We start from the raw sequence: 16515 nt of genomic DNA on the forward strand, positions 1-16515 counted from the left end.
CTCCTCCGAATCCACGCGGAGGGTCAACTACACGACTGACGCGTGAGTGAATGTTGCGCACGGTCACCCCCAGGGGCTTAGCTAAGCGTGCATCTTAACAATGGGTACCGGGGTGGTGACCATGCGCAACGCCGTCATCGCTTTCTTGTTGATCCTCGCGGCCGTCGTCGTGACGAAGACCGGCCGCGACCAGACACCTCGCCCCGTGGGCGGGATCACGGGGACACTGTGTTCCATTTCACCACAGCGAGTCACACTCCGTGATGGAAAGCTCGTCGCCGGGGCCCGCTTCCACTGCGACTCCCCCGGCCCCGACCGGCTCGCGCTGACCGTCCGGCTGCAGCGCAGTACCGATGCGGGCTGGACGACAGTGGCGCAGGAGACATCCACGGCGGCCAAGGGCGAGACATTGCGCTCCGTACCGGCCGCTCAGCGCACCCGCGAGGTCGCGGCGGCCTGCTCGGCCGGCACGTATCGAACAGCGGCGGAATGGTCGGTGAACGGCGGCCGAACCGGCGCGGCGCTCGGCTCCGAGCGCCGCATCCCTTGCCGCTAGACCTCGACGTAAGGGATCTTGGCGCGCCACACCCACACGGCGTGCGCGGTCATCCAGGCGATCACCGACACGATCACCGAGACGCCCATCCACGGCAGCCCGGCCCAGCTCGTGTTCAGGGCGCCCCACATGGCGAAACCGATGATCGTGAACTTGATGATGTAGGTCGCCAGCGCCACCGGCAGCAGCATGTGGTGCGCCTTCAGGTCGGTCCAGGCGATGACGAGGCTGGAGACCACGTAGCTCAGGGTGACCAGCCCGACCCCGGCCGCGTCCCCGCCGACGCCGGTCCAGCCGTCGCGCCACAGCGCGATGGGCACGGTGACGACCAGCACGATCGCCATCGCGAGCAACTGGGCGGGAAGGTGGTTCAGCCGCTTCTTCATCGCGTCGAAGGATACGCGGGGAACGCGGATGTGAGCTCCCGCACCCGCTCCCCCACCGGCTCACCGCGGACGGCCGCGGCGATGAGCGCCGCGATCCGCAGCATCTCGGGCTCCCTCATGCCCTGGGTCGTGACCGAGGGCGTCCCCACGCGGATGCCGGAGGCGGTCATCGGCTTCTCGGGGTCGTACGGGATGGCGTTCTTGTTGAGCGTGATCCCGCTGGCGTCGCAGCGCTCCTCCGCCTCGCGGCCGGTGATGCACAGCGCGCGCAGGTCGATGAGCGCCAGGTGCGTGTCGGTGCCGCCGGACACGGGCCGCATGCCTTCGCCCTCCAGCCCCGCGGCCAGCGCCTTCGCGTTCGCGACGACCTGGCGGGCGTAGTCGGCGTAGGCGGGCTGGGACGCCTCCCGCAGCGCCACCGCCTTCGCCGCGACCGCGTGCATGAGCGGGCCGCCCTGGGTGAAGGGGAACACGGCCTTGTCGATGCGCTGGGCGAGGGACTCCCGGCAGAGGATCATGCCGCCGCGGGGGCCGCGCAGCACCTTGTGCGTGGTCGCGCACACGACGTCGGCGTGCGGCACCGGCGACGGGATCGCCCCGCCCGCGACCAGGCCGATGAAGTGGGCGGCGTCGACCATGAGGTAGGCGCTCACCTCGTCCGCGATCGCCCGGAACCGCGCGAAGTCGATCAGCCGCGGGTAGGCCGTCGCCCCGCAGATGATGAGCTTCGGCCGGTGTGTCAGGGCCAGCTCGCGCACCTCGTCGTAGTCGATCAGCTCGTCGTCCTTGCGCACCGGGTAGCCGACCGTGGTGAACCACTTCCCGGAGAAGTTGACCTTGCTGCCGTGGGTCAGGTGGCCGCCGTGCGGCAGCTCCATCGCGAGCACGGTGTCGCCGGGCATGAGCAGGGCGGCGTACGCGGCCAGGTTGGCGCTCGACCCGCTGTGCGGCTGGAGGTTGGCGTGCTCGGCGCCGAAGAGGGCCTTCGCCCGCTCGATGCCCAGCGCCTCGGCCCGGTCCACCTCGCCGCAGCCGCCGTAGTAGCGGCGGCCCGGGTAGCCCTCGGCGTACTTGTTGGTGAGCGTGGAGCCGAGCACCGCGAGCACGGCCGGCGAGGTGAGGTTCTCGCTCGCGATGAGCTGGAGCCCGCCGCGCAGGCGCGCGAGCTCGTCGAGGACGACGTCGGCGATCTCGGGATCGGTCTCCCGCAGCGCGTCGAAGTCGGGCCCCCAGTACGTGTCGCCCATGAAATGAGTCTAGGGTCCGATTGCGCAGGGTAAGCATGAAGTCATGCGATGTCTGGTGACCGGCGCGACCGGATACGTCGGCGGCCGCCTGGTCCCCCGCCTGCTGGCGGCCGGGCACGAGGTGCGCTGCCTGACCCGCGACCCGCGCCGCCTGCGCGACGTGCCCTGGTCGGATCGCGTCGAGATCGTCCCCGGCGACGTGGCCGAGGACGAGGGCCTGGCCGAGGCGATGCGGGGCGTCGAGGTGGCGTACTACCTGGTGCACGCCCTGGGCCGGGAGTCCTTCGAGGACGTCGACCGCCTCAGCGCGCTCAACTTCGCCATCGCGTGCGAGCGGGCCGGGGTGGAGCGGATCGTGTACCTCGGCGGCCCCGTCCCGCCCGGCAGTGCCTTCAAGGCCTCCGCGCACCTGCGCTCCCGCGGCGAGGTCGGCGACATCTTCCTGCGCTGTGCCGTGCCGGCCACGGTGTTCCGCGCCGCGGTCATCATCGGCTCGGGCTCGGCGTCGTTCGAGATGCTGCGGTACCTGACCGAGCGCCTGCCGGTCATGGTCACCCCCGCCTGGGTGCGCAACCGCATCCAGCCCATCGCGATCCGGGACGTGCTGCGCTACCTCGTCGCCGCCGCCACGGTCTTCCCGCCGCCGGTGAACCGCGCGTTCGACATCGGCGGCCCGGACGTGCTCACCTACGCCGGGCTGATGCAGCGGTACGCCCGCATCGCCGGCCTCCCGCGCCGCGTGCTCCTGCCCGTGCGCGTCCTGACCCCGCGGCTGTCCTCGTACTGGGTGGGCCTCGTCACCCCGGTGCCCAACCGGATCGCCCGCCCGCTCGTGGGCAGCCTCATCCACGAGGCGGTCTGCACCGAGCACGACATCGCGGCCTACGTGCCCGACCCGCACGACGGCCTGACCGGCTTCGAGACCGCGGTCGCGCTCGCGCTGCGCCGCATCCGCGACGCCGACGTGGAGACCCGCTGGTCCGGCGCCATGCTGCGCAGCGCGCCGAGCGACCCGCTGCCGAGCGACCCGGCCTGGTCGGGCGGCAGCGCCTACCGCGACGAGCGCGCCCACTACACGCGGGCGACGCCCGAGCAGCTCTGGCACGTGATCGAGTCGATCGGCGGCGAGCACGGCTGGTACTCCTCCCGCCTCGCCTGGTCCCTGCGCGGCGGCGTCGACCGGCTCTTCGGCGGCGTGGGCCTGCGCCGGGGCCGCCGGGACCCGCAGCGGCTCTACGCCGGGGAGGCGCTGGACTTCTGGCGGGTGGAGGAGATCGTCCCCGGCGAGCTGCTGCGGCTGCGGGCCGAGATGAAGATGCCCGGGCGGGCGTGGCTGGAGCTGCGCGCCGCCGTCGACGAGCAGGACCGCACCGTCTACGAGCAGGTGCTCGTGTTCGTCCCGCGGGGGCTGGCCGGGCACGCGTACTGGCGCTCGGTCGCCCCGCTGCACGGGCTGGTCTTCGGGCGCATGGCGCGCAACATCGCCAGGGCCGCGCTCAGCGTGCGAACAGCGCCTCAACCAACGGCGCGGTCGTAGCGCGGATCTCGTCGGCGACCCGGCTGAAGTACGAGTCGGCGCGGCCCCACGGGTCGTCCAGCTCGTCCGACTCCAGGGCCGGCCGCCCCGCCCGCGCGCGATCGGCCGCCTCGACCAGCGCCACCCCGCGCTCGTACACGGTCGGCCCGGCGGGTGGCTCCAGGCCGCGGACCAGCCGGCCGAACTCGCCGAAGACGAACGTGCGCGGGGCCGCGTCGGGGCGCAGCTCGGCCACGAACTCGACCTGCTCGATCGTCGCGGTGAGCACGAGGTCGGAGGCGTCGACGTGCTCGGCGAGCAGCTTGCGCGCCCTGAACCCGTCGACGCTGCCGCCGCGGGCGAGCACCTGCCGGGCCGCCTGCGGGTCCATCGGCTCCCCCGCGTGCCAGCCGCCGGTGCCGGCGCCGTGCACGTAGAGCTCGTCCGCCGAGCCGCCCAGCGCGAGCGCGTCGGCCACGAGGAGCCGCTCGGCCATCGGCGAGCGGCAGATGTTGCCCATGCAGACGCACAGCACGCTGAACGGCGCCATCAGGCGGCCCTCAGGACTCGAGCGCGATGAGGTCGGGCACGACCTCCCGCAGCTTCTCCAGCGGGATCGCGCCGGCCCGCAGCACCCGGTGCTCGCCGCCGACGACCGAGATGATCGTGGACGCGACGGGCTCGGGGCAGGGGCCGCCCTCGAGGTACACGCTCACGGAGTAGCCCAGCTGGTCCCGCGCCTCGGCGGCGGTCTCGGCCGGCGCCTGCCCGTGCTTGTTGGCCGAGGACACCGCCATCGGGCCGGTCTCGCGCAGCACCTCGAGCGCGATGGGGTGCAGGGGCATGCGCACCGCGACCGTGCCGTCGGTGCTGCCCAGGTCCCACTGCAGGCTCGGCGCGTGCTCCACCACGATGGTCAGCGCGCCCGGCCAGAACGCGTCGACCAGGTCGCGGGCGGCCTGGGGCAGGCCGAACACGAGCCCGTCGAGCGTATGCCGCGAACCCACCAGCACCGGCACCGGCGTGGTGCGACCCTTGGCGTTGTTGAGCGCGGTGACGGACCAGGACTTGAACGCGTCGGCGCCGATGCCGTACACCGTGTCGGTCGGCATGACGATCAGGTCCCCGCGGCCAACGGCCTCGATGGCGGCGGCGATCCCGCGCTCGCGCTCGGCGAGCACGCTGCAGTCGTAGAGCATCACGAGAGGCTAGTCTGCCACCCGTCGAACCGAGCCGAACGGTGGCCGTCCGGTGCGCATAGCCGACACTCGAAGATGTTTCGGCATCACACGCCGGACCGGCAGGATGGACGCGCCCGGACGACGCTCGCACGCAGCGATTTGGGGAGAAGACACTAGGTGAAGATCTCGGTTGTCCGTGCGACTGATCTCGGCCCGGCGGAACTGGACCGATGGCGCGCCCTGCAGCAGGCGGACCCGGCCCTGGCCAGCCCGTTCCTGTCGCCGGAATTCACCCTCGCGGTCGCCCGGGTGAGGCCCGCCGCACGGGTCGCCGTGCTCGAGGACGGCGGACAGGTGGCCGGTTTCTTCGCCTACGAGATCCGCCGGCGGGTCATCGGCGTGCCGATCGGCTTCGGCATCTCCGACTGCCAGGGGCTCGTGCACGCGAAGGGGCTCGAGTGGGACCCGATCGCGCTGCTGCGCGCGTGCGATCTCCCCGTCTGGGAGTTCGATCACCTGATGGGCGATCAGGCCCCGTTCGCGCCCTATCACCAGGAGCGCGCGGGTTCGCCCATCATGGACGTTTCCAAAGGCTATGAGGGGTACATCGCCGACCGGATGCGCGAGGGCGACGTGGTCCGCCAGGCCAACCGCAAGCAGCGGGGCATGGTGCGCGACCTCGGCGAGGAGCGCTTCGTCTGGGAGGACCGCAGCGACGCCGCGTTCGACGCGCTGCGGGCCTGGAAGTCGGCGCAGTACCAGCGCACGCAGCAGTACGACCGGTTCGACACGCCCTGGATCCGCCAGGTCATCGACGACCTGATGACCTCGGACGCGCCCGGGTGCCGCGCCGTCGTCTCCACCATCTACGCGGGCGACCGGCCCGTCGCGGCGCACCTCGGGCTGCGCAGCGAGTCGGTGCTGGCCTACTGGTTCCCGTCCTACGACACCGAGCTGCACAAGTACTCGGCCGGCATCCTGCTCTGCCTGCGCATGGCCGAGGCCGGGGCGGCGGACGGCATCGGCCACATCGACCTGGGCAAGTCCAAGGCGCTCTACAAGGACCGGCTGCGCAACGCCGAGCTGCCGGTGGCCGCGGGCCGGGTCGGCCGGTCGTGGTCGGTCACCTCCGCGCGGCGGGCACAGGACGCGATGATGCGGTCGGTGAAGACGGGCAAGGTGGGCGACGCCCTCAGAAGCGGGCGCACCGGCAAGCTGCTGCGCATGGTCAAGTCCCGGCTGGCGGGCAAATGAGCGCGGAGGCGAACGTGCAGGACGAGGCCGTGGCGGTCGTCGTGGTCACCTACAACAGCGAGCAGCTGCTGCCGGCGCTGATGGAATCGCTCGGCACCGGCCTGGACGGCGTGCGCTGGCACCTGACGGTCGCGGACAACGCCTCGGCCGACGGCACCGTCGAGGCGCTGCGCCGGCTCGCGCCCGAGGCCACCATCGTCGAGATGGGCCGCAACGCCGGCTACGCCGCGGGCATCAACGCCGCCGTGGCCGTGGCCGGTCCGCACACGGCCGTGCTCGTGCTCAACCCGGACGTCCGGCTCGGCCCCGGCTGCATCCGAACGCTGCTGGACACCCTGCGCACGCCCGGGGTCGGGCTCGCCGTGCCGCGCATCGAGGACGGCACCGGGCGGCTCATCCCCACCCTGCGCCGCGAGCCCTCGATCCCGCGCATCCTCGGCGACGCGCTGCTGGGCGCCCGCCGGGCCGGCAAGTTCCGGGTCCTCGGCGAGGTCATCACCGATGACGCGTACTACGAGCAGGAGCGCATGGCCGACTGGGCCGAGGGGTCGACCATGTTGGTGAGCAAGGAGTGCTGGGAGCGCTGCGCCCCCTGGGACGAGTCCTTCTTCCTGTACTCCGAGGAGACCGACTTCGCCCTGCGCGCCCGCGACGCCGGCCTCGGCACCCGGTACAACCCCGCCGCCCGCGCCGTGCACCTGGAGGGCGACTCGCGCGTCTCGCCCCGGCTGTGGGCGCTGCTCACCACCAACCGGGTCCGGCTCTACCGCCGCCGGCACTCCCTCGCGGCCACGTCGGTCTACTGGTCCGCGGTTCTGCTGCGCGAGTCCAGCCGGGCCGTGACCGGCAAGCCGCAGAGCCGCATGGCGGTGAAGTCGCTGCTGAGCCCGACCCGCATGCGCGAGACGCCGGGCCCGTGGACGGTCCACCCCTCGGTGCCCCGCCCGACGCCCGCGCGCGGTTAGCGAAGCCGCTTGACGGTCCCGGCCAGCGCGTTGCGGGTGCGCATGGCCGGGGTCCGGCTCGCGGCGATCTGGGCCCGGAAGCTCTCCGCGGTGTCGCCTTGGCGGACGCTGTACCGCGGCTGCAGCCACCGTCCCCGGCGCGCATAACGGCGATCGCTCGTGAACACCTCGGCGTAGCCCAACCGGCGCAGCTCGCTCAGCGTCTGGCGGTCGTAGCGGCCCAGCGGGCAGGCGGCCTGGGTGACGGGCGCCCCGATGACCTCGGCGATGGTCTCGCGGGCGGTCACGAACTCGTCCCGGCGCTTGTCCGCGTCCAGGCCGCGCCACGGGTGGTGATGCATCCCGTGGGTGCCGATGTTCATGCCCTGCCGCCGCAGCTCCCGCACCGCGTCGGCGTCGAGGCTGCCGGGCGAGCGCAGCCGGCCCGCCAGCACGAAGAAGTCGGCGGTCAGCCCCCGCTCCAGCAGCGCCGGCAGGCCGACGGTGACGTCGGAGGTGTTGCTGTCGTCGAAGCTGAGCCGCAGCGCGGGCAGGTCGCCCGCGGCCGAGGCGGCCACCACGTCGTCGAGGATGCGGTGGAACGTGTCCGCGTCGATCCAGTACGTGTCCTCGCCGGGCTCGAGCTCGCGCTCGGGCGTGCCGATCCCGTGGAACAGGACGTTGAGGACCTCGCCGTCCGGCGACGTCATGAGGCTGAGGCCTTGGCCCGGCGCAGCCGCTTGGCCAGCAGACGGTTCCACACCTCGATGTAGCCGCGGCTCTGGTGCTCCCAGGACAGCTCGTGGGCGAAGCGGGCCAGCCCGACCTCGCGCATCCGCTGCCGCTCGGCCGGGTCGTCGAGGAGCGCGGCCAGGGCGGTCGCGTACTCGTGCGGCGTGCCGTGCTCGACGTAGACCGCGGCCTCGCCGGCGCTGCGGCGGGTCTCGATCAGGTCCGCCGCGACGACGGGCACCCCGCGGCCGAGGTACTCCACCGTCTTGGCCATCGTCGAGAGGTTGTTCATGCGCGTCGGCAGGTCGGGCTGGATGGCCACGGTCGCCTTGCGCAGCAGCTCGTCGATCGCCGGGCCCTCGAGCCAGCCGGTGAACTCCACGACGTTGCCGAGCCCGCGCTCCGCGACGAGCTTGGTCAGCGCGGGCAGGGTCTCGCCGTCGCCCGCGATGACCATCCGCCAGTCGGGCCGGGGCCGCAGCCGGATCAGCTCCTCGGCCGCCAGCACCGCGCCCTCGACGTTGTCTTGGGGGCCGAGCACGCCGAGGTAGACGATCGTGTGCTCGTCCTGCGGGCCGGCCTGGGGCGCGGCGGGCTTGATCTCGCTCGCGCTCGGGCCGTTGCGCACGACGGTGATCTTCTCGGGCTTCACGCCGCGGCCGAGCGCGTTGGTGCGGTACGACTCGTTGGTGGCGAAGACCGCCGTCGCCGTGCGCAGGGTGAGCCACTCGAACGCGACCAGCGTGCCGAACACGAGGCTGTTCGGCGTGCCGGAGCGGGTGGCGTAGACCTCGGGGCACAGGTCGTGGTGGTCGAACACCCACGGGCGGCCCAGCGCGCGGAACAGGATCGCCAGGGGCCAGTACGCGTCCGGCGGGTTGCACACCTGGACCGCGTGGGCGCGCCCGGCGAGGATCTCGCCCAGCAGCCGGAACGCGATGCAGATGAACGACCAGGCGAACTCGACCGCGAAGGTGATGACACCGCTGCCGTAGACCTTGACCGGGTACGGCTTGAGCCGCGTGTTCCGGCTGTTCGGCAGGATCTTGAGCGACGGATCGCCCCGCGGGGCGATCACGGTGACGTCGTACCCGTTCGCCTCGAGACTCAGGCACTCGCGGATGACGCGACGGTCTCGCTCCGCGGGCAGGTTGGCCACGAGGATGGCGACGTGCGGCCGCGTTTTGGCCATGGTCCGGATCGCCCCGTTCCGCCGTTGAGACATGAAAGTACGGATGTACGCTGCGCGACTCCTCCGGCGAAGGCAATGGGCCGGTCAGGTGCCAACCTGTCGCCTTTCTTACATGGGCGGCGGCGACGACGGCGGACGTTAGGATGCCGCGATGGACGAGCTGAATGAAGAGCCGCGCCCGGCCCGGGTGATGGCCAGCGCGGATGTCGACGATCGGGCGGAGATCGGCGCGGGTACCACGGTATGGCATCTGGCCCAGGTACGCGAGGAGGCCCGGCTCGGACGCAACTGCGTGATCGGCCGCGGTGCCTACGTCGGCCCCGGCGTGCGGCTCGGTGACAACGTCAAGATGCAGAACTACGCGCTGGCGTACGAGCCGGCGACGCTGGGCGACGGCGTCTTCCTCGGCCCGGCGGCGGTGCTGACCAACGACACCTATCCGCGGGCGGTCACGCCGGAGGGCCGGCTCAAGACCGGCGACGACTGGGAGGCCGTCGGCGTGGTGATCCGCGACGGCGCCGCCATCGGGGCCCGGGCGGTCTGCGTCGCCCCGGTGACCGTCGGGCGCTGGGCGCTCGTCGCCGCCGGCGCGGTGGTCGTGTCCGATGTGCCGGACTTCGCCCTGGTGGTCGGGGTGCCGGCCCGGCGGATCGGGTGGGTCGGCCGGGCGGGCGTGCGGCTGGTGGCGAAGGGGGACGGGCGGTTCGTGTGCCCGTCGACCGGCGCGGAGTACGTCGAGTCGGACGGGGAGCTGACCGAGGCTTAGGCAGCGCCGGCGGCCAGGCTTCCGCCGGCCGCCTCGGCCGCCTTCCGGGCCGCGCGAATCCGGCGGCGGCGGCGGACGTACTTGTCGACCCAGAGCGGCACGGCCAGGGTGGCCAGGCCGCCCAGGAGCGCCGAGCCGAGCAGCGCCCGCACGGCCGAGTGCGACAGCATCGTCACGCTCGGCGCCACCAGGGTCGAGACCGTGAAGCGCAGGTCCTGCCGCACGTTCCAGCGGTCCTGCAGTTCCTTGAGCTTGTCGGTGTAGGCCGCGGTCAGGATGCGCAGCCCCAGGAGCCCCTGCTCCTCGCTGTCGGTGGTGTTGGAGACCGTCAGCGACGAGATGATGTAGCGGGGTTCCTGGTTGGTGCCCGTGTTGCGGGGAGCGAACTCGTAGGTGCCGGTCATCCCCGCCCGGCGGAACTCCTCCTCGAAGGCCGGCGTCCGCAGACTCGTCGCGACGGCGGCCGCCGTGATGGCGACGGGCGGGTACAGCCCGGTCAAGGGGTTGGGCGAATCCGGCGAAACCGGGTACTTCACCACGAGCACCTCGGAGGCCAGGTACACCGGCGTGACCCGCGCGGCCTGGTAGCCCAGCCCTGCGGTCAGGATCACCCCGAGGATGACGACGATCCACTGCCGGCTCAGCGCGCGGACGACGTCGTTGAGATACATCCGCTGACACCCCCTCCGGCTTACCCAAGTCCGGGCAATGGTGACATGATGGCGTCCCGGTGCGCCACGCAGCATAGAACCCGACTCAACTTCCGCTAGCCGACGCACCCACGTGCCGTATAGCGTGGTGGCCGAGCGCGCTGGACGCCGCCGCATGTCCGGAATCGGGACGCTGCCGCGCTGATCATCACGCGTCTCATCACGCGTCCCGGCGGGACTTGGAGGGGGCCATGGACCTCGGCGAAATCCTTCGTGTCCTGCGAAAGCGATGGCGCATCGTCGTACCGATGTTCATCGTCGCGATCGGTCTGGGCGTCACCGCGACGGTCGTGGTGCCCAACACCTACGAATCGTTCACCACGGTGAGCCTGCTCAGTTCGCCCATGGCGACGACGGTCGCCACCAAGGGCAACGACAACCCGTTCATGACCTTCGACGCGTCACTGATCGCCACGGCCGACTTCCTCGGCCGCAGCCTGCAGTCGACGGACGCGGTGGAGGAGCTCAAGAGCCGGGGCGTGACCGAGAAGTACGCGGTCTCCCTTGCCGACGGCGCGCAGGGGCCCTTCCTCACCTTCACGGTGACCGGTGACAACAAGGCCCACACGCTGCAGTCGACCAAGGCCGTGGCCGTGTTCGCGCAGGAGCGGCTGACCCAGATCCAGCAGGCCAACGGGGTCAAGGCGCAGGACCAGATCCGCATGACGGAGATCGTCCCGCCGCAGACGCCGACCACGAAGCTGAAGAAGAAGATCGAGGTCGTCCTCGGCGCGGTCGGCGGCATGGTCGCGCTGACGCTGCTGCTGACGTTCGTCCTGGAGAGCGTGAGCCGGAACAAGGCGCGCCGCCTGGCCGGGGATCAGAAGTCCACCTCGGACACCCAGCCGGTTCCGGCGCCCGCGGCAGGGGCCGCGGTCGTGGTGAAGTCGCAGTCCCGCGCCACCCCGATACCGGTCGTGTGGTCGGACGTGCCCCTCGACCAGACGGTCATTCTCGACGTGGACGCCAAGCAGGCGACCAACGCCAACCAGTCCGGCCCCGACGCCGACCGGCCGGCGTCGGCCGACCAGACGGTCGTGCTCCAGATGCCCGTGAAGCCGGGCGCGTCCGACGGCGGCCGCCGGCGCCGGGGCGACGGAGACAAGGCCAACGGCCGCTGGGGTTCGGCCCGCTGAAGTGGTCGCTGTCGTCCCTCCGTCGAAGCAGCCGAGTCAGCCGAGCGAGGCCACGTCCGTGTCATCGACCGCCACCGCGCGCGGGTCCGCCTCACCCTCGGTGCTACGGCGGCTCGGCGCGATCTACACGTCGCGCCGATCGGCCGGCCAGGGCCCGGTCACCATCCTGGCCATCTACATCGTCCTGCTGCTGCTGATCCCGTCCCGGATCGTGCTGCCCGGGCTGGGCGCGACCGGCACGCTCGCCAACGTCTTCATCCTCGCCGCGCTCGTCTGGTACGGGGTGAGCTGGCTGATGCGCCGGATCACCCCGGCGCTGTTCACCCGGGCGCCCCGGCTCGCGATGTTCTTCTTCGCCGTGGCCGTGCTGCTCAGCTACATCGCGGCCGCTCGCCGCGACAGTTCGGCGCTGGAGTCCAGCGCGGCCGACCGGGCGCTGATCCAGTTGCTGGCGTGGTTCCCGGTGGTCCTCATCTCCACGTCCCTGCGTGACTACGCGGACCTGGACCGGCTGCTGCGGCTCTTCGTGCGGTGCGCGGCCGTCGTCGGCTTCGTCGCGATCCTCGAGTTCCTGTTCAAGACCAGCCTGACCGCCTGGATGAGCATCCCCGGCTTCTCGAACAGCGGTCCCGAGCTGATCAGCCGGGGCTCGTTCGTCCGGCCGACGTCGACCGCGGCCAACACCCTCGAGCTCGCCACGATCATGGCCATCGCCCTGCCGTTCGCGCTGCAGCAGGGGTTCAACCCGGTGAAGCGGGGCGTGCTGCGGCAGTGGCTGCCGGTCGTCATCATCGCGCTGTCGGCCGTGATGACGGTGTCCCGCACGTCGATCATCGGGCTCGCCATCGTGTTCCTGACCCTGCTGCCCACCTGGCCCGCGAAGCGGCTGCTGCCGACGATGGGCGCCCTCACGGTCGGCATCGGCGTCTCCCCGGTCGTGCTGCCGGGCCTCGCCGGCACCGTGATCGGGCTCTTCTCGGCCATGTTCAACGGCGGGGACAACAGCACGAACTCGCGGACGGCGACGTCCGCCGTGATCTCGACCTACTTCAACGAGCGGCCCTGGACCGGCCGGGGGTACGGCACCTTCCTGCCCCTGATGTACCGGTACACGGACAACGAGTACCTGCTGGCGCTGGTCGAGATGGGCATCGTGGGCGTGGCCGCCGTCGTGGTCATCTACATCGTGTGCTTGCATTGCGGCGGCGCGGGACGCCGGCGGTTCGCCGACCTGGCTCGCAAGGAGACGGGGCAGGGCTTCGCCGCGGTCGGGTTCGTCATGTTGGTCGTCACCGCGACCTTCGACACGCTCAGCTTCCCCATGGTCGCCGGGTCGTCTTTCTTGATGATGGGACTCGCCGGGGCCTACCTCGGCATGGCCCGTCAGGATCAGCTGCTGAGGGGAGAACCGTCACTGTGACGGAGCTGAACCGGAAGGTCGCGTCCGCGACCCGCTGGAGCCTCATCAACACCGTCGTACGCCGCGTCGGCACGTTCGCCAGCGGTGTGGTGTTGGCCCGGCTCTTCTTCGGCCCGACCGAATGGGGCCTCTACGCCGTCGGCCTGCTGGTGCTGGCGATGCTGCTCTCCCTCAACGAGATGGGCGTGAGCCTCGCCCTCGTGCGCTGGGAAGGCGACATCAAGCGGTTCGCGCCGACCGTGCTCACCCTGTCGACGGCCTCGAGCACGGCCTTCTACGTGCTGCTCTACTTCACCGCGCCCACGGTGGCCCGGCTGCTGGGCTCCCCCGACGCCACGCTGATGCTCCGCCTGCTGTGCCTGAGCGTGATCATCGACGGCATCGCCTGCGTGCCCCTCGCGAAGCTCAACCGCGACTTCCAGCAGTTCTGGCGGACCGTGGTCGACATCCTCAACTTCGTGGTGAACACCGCCGTGACGATCGTGCTCGCGGCCATGCACGTCGGCGCGCTCGCCTTCGCGTGGGGCTCACTGGCCGGCAACCTGGTCGCGCTGGTCGGCTTCGCGCTGGCCGCCCCGGGCATGCTGCGCTTCGGCTGGAACCGCAAGCTGGCCGGCGAGCTGTACAAGTTCGGCCTCCCGCTCGCCGCCGCCAGCCTGCTCACGCTCGGCATCGTCAACCTCGACTCGGTGGTCGTGGGCTCGATCCTCGGCCCGGCCGCGCTGGGCCTCTACGCCATGGCCTTCAACATGTCGAGCTGGCCGGTGCGCATGGTCTCGGAGACGGCGCGGCGGGTGTCCTTCGCCGGCTTCTCCCGGCTCGCCGAGTCGCCGGCCGAGTTCGCCGCCGGCTTCACCCGGGCCCTGGGCCTGGTCGTCGCGGCCGCGGTGCCGATGTGCGTGGTGCTCGGCGTGCTGGCCGACCCGATCATCAAGTTCGTCTACGGCGACCAGTGGGACGGCGCCGCGGTGGCGCTGCAGTGGCTGGTCGTGCTCGGCCTGGTCCGGGTGACCGTGGAGCTCGCCTACGACGGCATCGCCGCGCGGAAGCGCAAGACGCTGATGGTCATGCAGGGCTGGTGGCTCTTCTCGCTGATTCCGGTCCTGATCTGGTTCGCGCACGTGTGGGGCATCAACGGCGTGGCCGCCGGCCAGGCGGTCGTCGCGGGCCTTCTCGTCGCTCCGGTGTTCCTGTTCGTACTGGCCCGAATGGGCATCCGCGTCGCCGACGTGGCGCGCGCGTGTCTCATGCCGGCCCTCGGCGGCATCGCCATGGGCCTGGCCGCGTGGGGTGTGCACCACGTGGTCGGCAACGGGTTCCTGGGACTGGCGCTGGGCGGGCTGGCGGGCGTCGTCGCCTACCTGCCGTTCGTCTGGCCCCTGGTGCGCAGCCTGCGCGCCAAGCGGGAGCAGCCCACGGAACCGACCCCCGCCGACGACCCGCTGATCCTCGCGGCCGCCGCACCCGAAGTCTCCTAGGAGCCACAGTGATCCGTTTGGTCAAACGACAGCTGCGCGCCCGGTACGGGTGGCTGCCGCTGGAAGAGATGCGCAACAAGGTGATGCTCGGCCACACCGCCATCGGCCTGCGCCGGTTCGAGGACAGCGAGGTGCGCCGCCTGCTGGCCACGCTGCCGGGCGGACGGCGGCCCGCGGCGCGGGTGGCGACCGTGGTGCTGACCTACAAGCGCCCCGACGGGCTCCAGCGGGCCGTGGAGTCGGTGCTCGCCCAGACCGTGCGCGACCAGGTCGTCATCGTGGTCGACGACGGCGGCGGCGGGCTGCCCGAGCTGCCGGCCGACCCGCGCCTGCACGTCGTGAGCCTCCGGCACAACATCAACGTGCTCGGCGTGAGCCGCAACATCGGCATGCGGCTGACGGACTCGCCGTTCGTCGCGTTCCTCGACGACGACAACGCCTGGCACCCGAACCACCTCGAGGTCGCGCTCGCGAAGCTGGAGGAGCCGGCCGAGTCGCGGCCCGACGCGGTCTACACGGCCATGCGCCGGGTGACGCCGGACGGCGAGGAGCGCGACGTGCTGTCGGTGCCGTTCGACCGGAAGCTCGCCTGGGAGCGGTGCTTCCTCGACTCCAACCCGTTCGTCGCCCGGCGCAGCCGGGACCTGCGCTTCAGCCGGCTGCGGCGCAAGTCCACGGTGGCGCCGAAGGAGGACTGGGAGCTGATCTACCGCTTCAGCAAGAAGCACCGGGTCGAGCACATCCCCAGCGCGACCGTCGACTACGTCGTGAACCCGAACAGCTACTGGACCAACTGGGAAGCCCCGGCCCAGCCGTAGCCCATGCGAAGAGCCCCCGTGCCACGGCACGGGGGCTCTTTCGTGTGCTCAGATGCCGCGCCGCTTCCAGGACTGCCACCACAGCCACTCGCGGCCCTTGTGCGCGACGGCGGACAGCACCAGCGGCTGCAGGTACGGCATCGCCGTAGGGCCGATCTGGCGGCGGACCCGCAGGCCCCGGTACTCCGGCAGGCTGCGGTAGTCGGGCCAGCACTCCTCCGCGAACGCCATGAGCTCGTCCAGTGGCACCTCGGTGGTGCGGCCGCGGTCGTAGGCGCGCACGACCCGCCGCAGCGCGAACCGGGCCAGCCGGCGGTGCACCATGGCGTCGAGCTCCGCCGCGTTGGGCAGCAGGTCCCCGCAGCGGGCCAGCACCGCCTCGTAGGCGGCCTTGCGCTGCCGCAGGTCGTTGACCGCCCCGGCGTAGTCGGTCAGGGACATGTTGTCGCCGTGGAGGCGGTAGTACGCCTGGTCGGCCCGCACGTAGCCGACGTCGGCGTGGGCCGCCAGCCGCATCCACATCTCGATGTCGCCGGCGTGGGGCAGGTCGACGTCGTAGCCGCCGACCTTGTGCTGCAGCGAGGTGCGGACCACGACCTCGGGCGAGGTGATGCAGCCGGTGGCCTCGCGGAACCGCCGCTCCAGCCACCAGTGCCCCGGCCACACGCTGGTGCCGCGGTCCTCGGTCCGGGCCGGCGGGGGCGGGCCCGGGTGCTGGAAGTGCACCGGGTGCCCGTAGACGAAGCCGACGTTCGGGTTGGCGTCGAGCAGGGCCACGGCGCGGGTGAGGGCGCCCGGGGTCAGCAGGTCGTCGGCGGACAGCAGCACGCAGTAGTCGCCGTCGGCCCACTCCATCAGGCCCTCGTTGTAGGTGGCCGTGTGCCGCTTGTTCTGCTCGTGGACCCGGACCTCGACCCGCGGGTCGGCCGCCGCGATCGCGTGCGCCTTCTCGGCCGAGTCGTCCGGCGAGGCGTCATCGATGATCAGGACCCGGATGTCCAGTCCGGGGTTGGTGTCGACGATGCTGCTGACGCAATCGGCGAGGTAATGGCCGTATTTGTAACACGGAATGACCACACTGACCGAACTCATCTGCCACCCTCCGGGCCCGGCCGGCCCAATGTCGCACGGAAAAGAATGCCGCACGGCGTTTGACTAGTTGCAAGAAATTGACTGGTT

The 16515-nt window shown here is 71.6% G+C and carries 17 protein-coding genes; 9 read left to right on the forward strand and 8 right to left on the reverse strand.

Annotated elements, in window-relative coordinates; all coding sequences use genetic code 11:
- The first annotated feature begins 121 nt into the window (after positions 1 to 121).
- Entirely contained in the window at positions 122 to 556 is a 435-nt protein-coding gene (locus tag AC6JBM_RS37220) for a hypothetical protein (RefSeq protein WP_497978583.1), read from the forward strand.
- Here the strand turns inward: AC6JBM_RS37220 and AC6JBM_RS37225 are convergent.
- Together AC6JBM_RS37225 and glyA are read right to left on the reverse strand one after the other, a co-directional pair.
- Positions 553 to 942 carry a hypothetical protein gene (locus tag AC6JBM_RS37225; RefSeq protein ID WP_497978584.1) on the reverse strand — a complete coding sequence of 130 codons (390 nt, stop codon included), beginning with the start codon at positions 940 to 942 and terminating at the stop codon, positions 553 to 555. The genes AC6JBM_RS37220 and AC6JBM_RS37225 overlap by 4 nt on opposite strands.
- Positions 939 to 2189 carry a serine hydroxymethyltransferase gene (glyA, locus tag AC6JBM_RS37230; RefSeq protein ID WP_497978585.1) on the reverse strand — a complete coding sequence of 417 codons (1251 nt, stop codon included), beginning with the start codon at positions 2187 to 2189 and terminating at the stop codon, positions 939 to 941. Before glyA ends, AC6JBM_RS37225 begins: the two co-directional genes overlap by 4 nt.
- Positions 2190 to 2232: 43 nt before the next feature.
- Between glyA and AC6JBM_RS37235 the strand changes: the two genes are divergently transcribed.
- Positions 2233 to 3726: an SDR family oxidoreductase gene (locus tag AC6JBM_RS37235; protein ID WP_497978586.1), complete on the forward strand. Its 1494-nt coding sequence runs from the start codon at positions 2233 to 2235 to the stop codon at positions 3724 to 3726.
- Here AC6JBM_RS37235 and AC6JBM_RS37240 read toward each other — a convergent pair.
- A complete protein-coding gene (locus AC6JBM_RS37240; protein WP_497978587.1) occupies positions 3686 to 4255 on the reverse strand; it encodes an arsenate reductase/protein-tyrosine-phosphatase family protein in 570 nt (189 codons plus the stop codon). The two genes, AC6JBM_RS37235 and AC6JBM_RS37240, sit on opposite strands and share 41 nt — an antisense overlap.
- Positions 4256 to 4265: 10 nt before the next feature.
- Positions 4266 to 4904, reverse strand: coding sequence for an L-threonylcarbamoyladenylate synthase (locus tag AC6JBM_RS37245; RefSeq protein ID WP_497978588.1), 639 nt, complete (start codon positions 4902 to 4904; stop codon positions 4266 to 4268).
- Between the two features lie 159 nt (positions 4905 to 5063).
- On the opposite strand from AC6JBM_RS37245, the gene AC6JBM_RS37250 reads away from it, so the two are divergent.
- A complete protein-coding gene (locus tag AC6JBM_RS37250) occupies positions 5064 to 6140 on the forward strand; it encodes a GNAT family N-acetyltransferase (RefSeq protein ID WP_497978589.1) in 1077 nt (358 codons plus the stop codon).
- Positions 6137 to 7105, forward strand: coding sequence for a glycosyltransferase family 2 protein (locus AC6JBM_RS37255; RefSeq protein ID WP_497978590.1), 969 nt, complete (start codon positions 6137 to 6139; stop codon positions 7103 to 7105). The genes AC6JBM_RS37250 and AC6JBM_RS37255 overlap by 4 nt, the downstream gene beginning before the upstream one ends.
- Here AC6JBM_RS37255 and AC6JBM_RS37260 read toward each other — a convergent pair.
- Positions 7102 to 7794 (reverse strand): polysaccharide deacetylase family protein, encoded by a 693-nt coding sequence (locus AC6JBM_RS37260; RefSeq protein ID WP_350616184.1) that lies wholly within the window; start codon positions 7792 to 7794, stop codon positions 7102 to 7104. The two genes, AC6JBM_RS37255 and AC6JBM_RS37260, sit on opposite strands and share 4 nt — an antisense overlap.
- Positions 7791 to 9008, reverse strand: a complete 1218-nt coding sequence (locus tag AC6JBM_RS37265; protein WP_497978591.1) for a glycosyltransferase family 4 protein — start codon at positions 9006 to 9008, stop codon at positions 7791 to 7793. Before AC6JBM_RS37265 ends, AC6JBM_RS37260 begins: the two co-directional genes overlap by 4 nt.
- A gap of 151 nt (positions 9009 to 9159) precedes the next feature.
- On the opposite strand from AC6JBM_RS37265, the gene AC6JBM_RS37270 reads away from it, so the two are divergent.
- Complete coding sequence (locus AC6JBM_RS37270) at positions 9160 to 9774, forward strand: acyltransferase (protein ID WP_497978592.1); 615 nt, start codon at positions 9160 to 9162, stop codon at positions 9772 to 9774.
- Here AC6JBM_RS37270 and AC6JBM_RS37275 read toward each other — a convergent pair.
- Positions 9771 to 10445: a hypothetical protein gene (locus tag AC6JBM_RS37275; RefSeq protein ID WP_497978593.1), complete on the reverse strand. Its 675-nt coding sequence runs from the start codon at positions 10443 to 10445 to the stop codon at positions 9771 to 9773. The two genes, AC6JBM_RS37270 and AC6JBM_RS37275, sit on opposite strands and share 4 nt — an antisense overlap.
- A 230-nt stretch (positions 10446 to 10675) precedes the next feature.
- Here AC6JBM_RS37275 and AC6JBM_RS37280 point away from each other — a divergent pair, with 230 nt between their 5' ends.
- Genes AC6JBM_RS37280 through AC6JBM_RS37295 form a run of 4 tightly spaced genes read left to right on the forward strand, consistent with a single transcriptional unit; the run spans position 10676 to position 15336 of the window.
- Positions 10676 to 11620, forward strand: coding sequence for a Wzz/FepE/Etk N-terminal domain-containing protein (locus AC6JBM_RS37280; RefSeq protein WP_497978594.1), 945 nt, complete (start codon positions 10676 to 10678; stop codon positions 11618 to 11620).
- 58 nt (positions 11621 to 11678) lie between these two features.
- Positions 11679 to 13040, forward strand: a complete 1362-nt coding sequence (locus AC6JBM_RS37285) for an O-antigen ligase family protein (protein WP_497978595.1) — start codon at positions 11679 to 11681, stop codon at positions 13038 to 13040.
- Positions 13037 to 14518 (forward strand): lipopolysaccharide biosynthesis protein, encoded by a 1482-nt coding sequence (locus AC6JBM_RS37290; protein ID WP_497978596.1) that lies wholly within the window; start codon positions 13037 to 13039, stop codon positions 14516 to 14518. The genes AC6JBM_RS37285 and AC6JBM_RS37290 overlap by 4 nt, the downstream gene beginning before the upstream one ends.
- Positions 14519 to 14526: 8 nt before the next feature.
- Entirely contained in the window at positions 14527 to 15336 is an 810-nt protein-coding gene (locus tag AC6JBM_RS37295; protein ID WP_497978597.1) for a glycosyltransferase family 2 protein, read from the forward strand.
- Between the two features lie 48 nt (positions 15337 to 15384).
- Here the strand turns inward: AC6JBM_RS37295 and AC6JBM_RS37300 are convergent, their stop codons facing one another.
- Positions 15385 to 16428 (reverse strand): glycosyltransferase family 2 protein, encoded by a 1044-nt coding sequence (locus AC6JBM_RS37300; protein WP_497978598.1) that lies wholly within the window; start codon positions 16426 to 16428, stop codon positions 15385 to 15387.
- Between the last annotated feature and the right edge of the window lie 87 nt (positions 16429 to 16515).

This window comes from Dactylosporangium thailandense, from assembly GCF_059739745.1.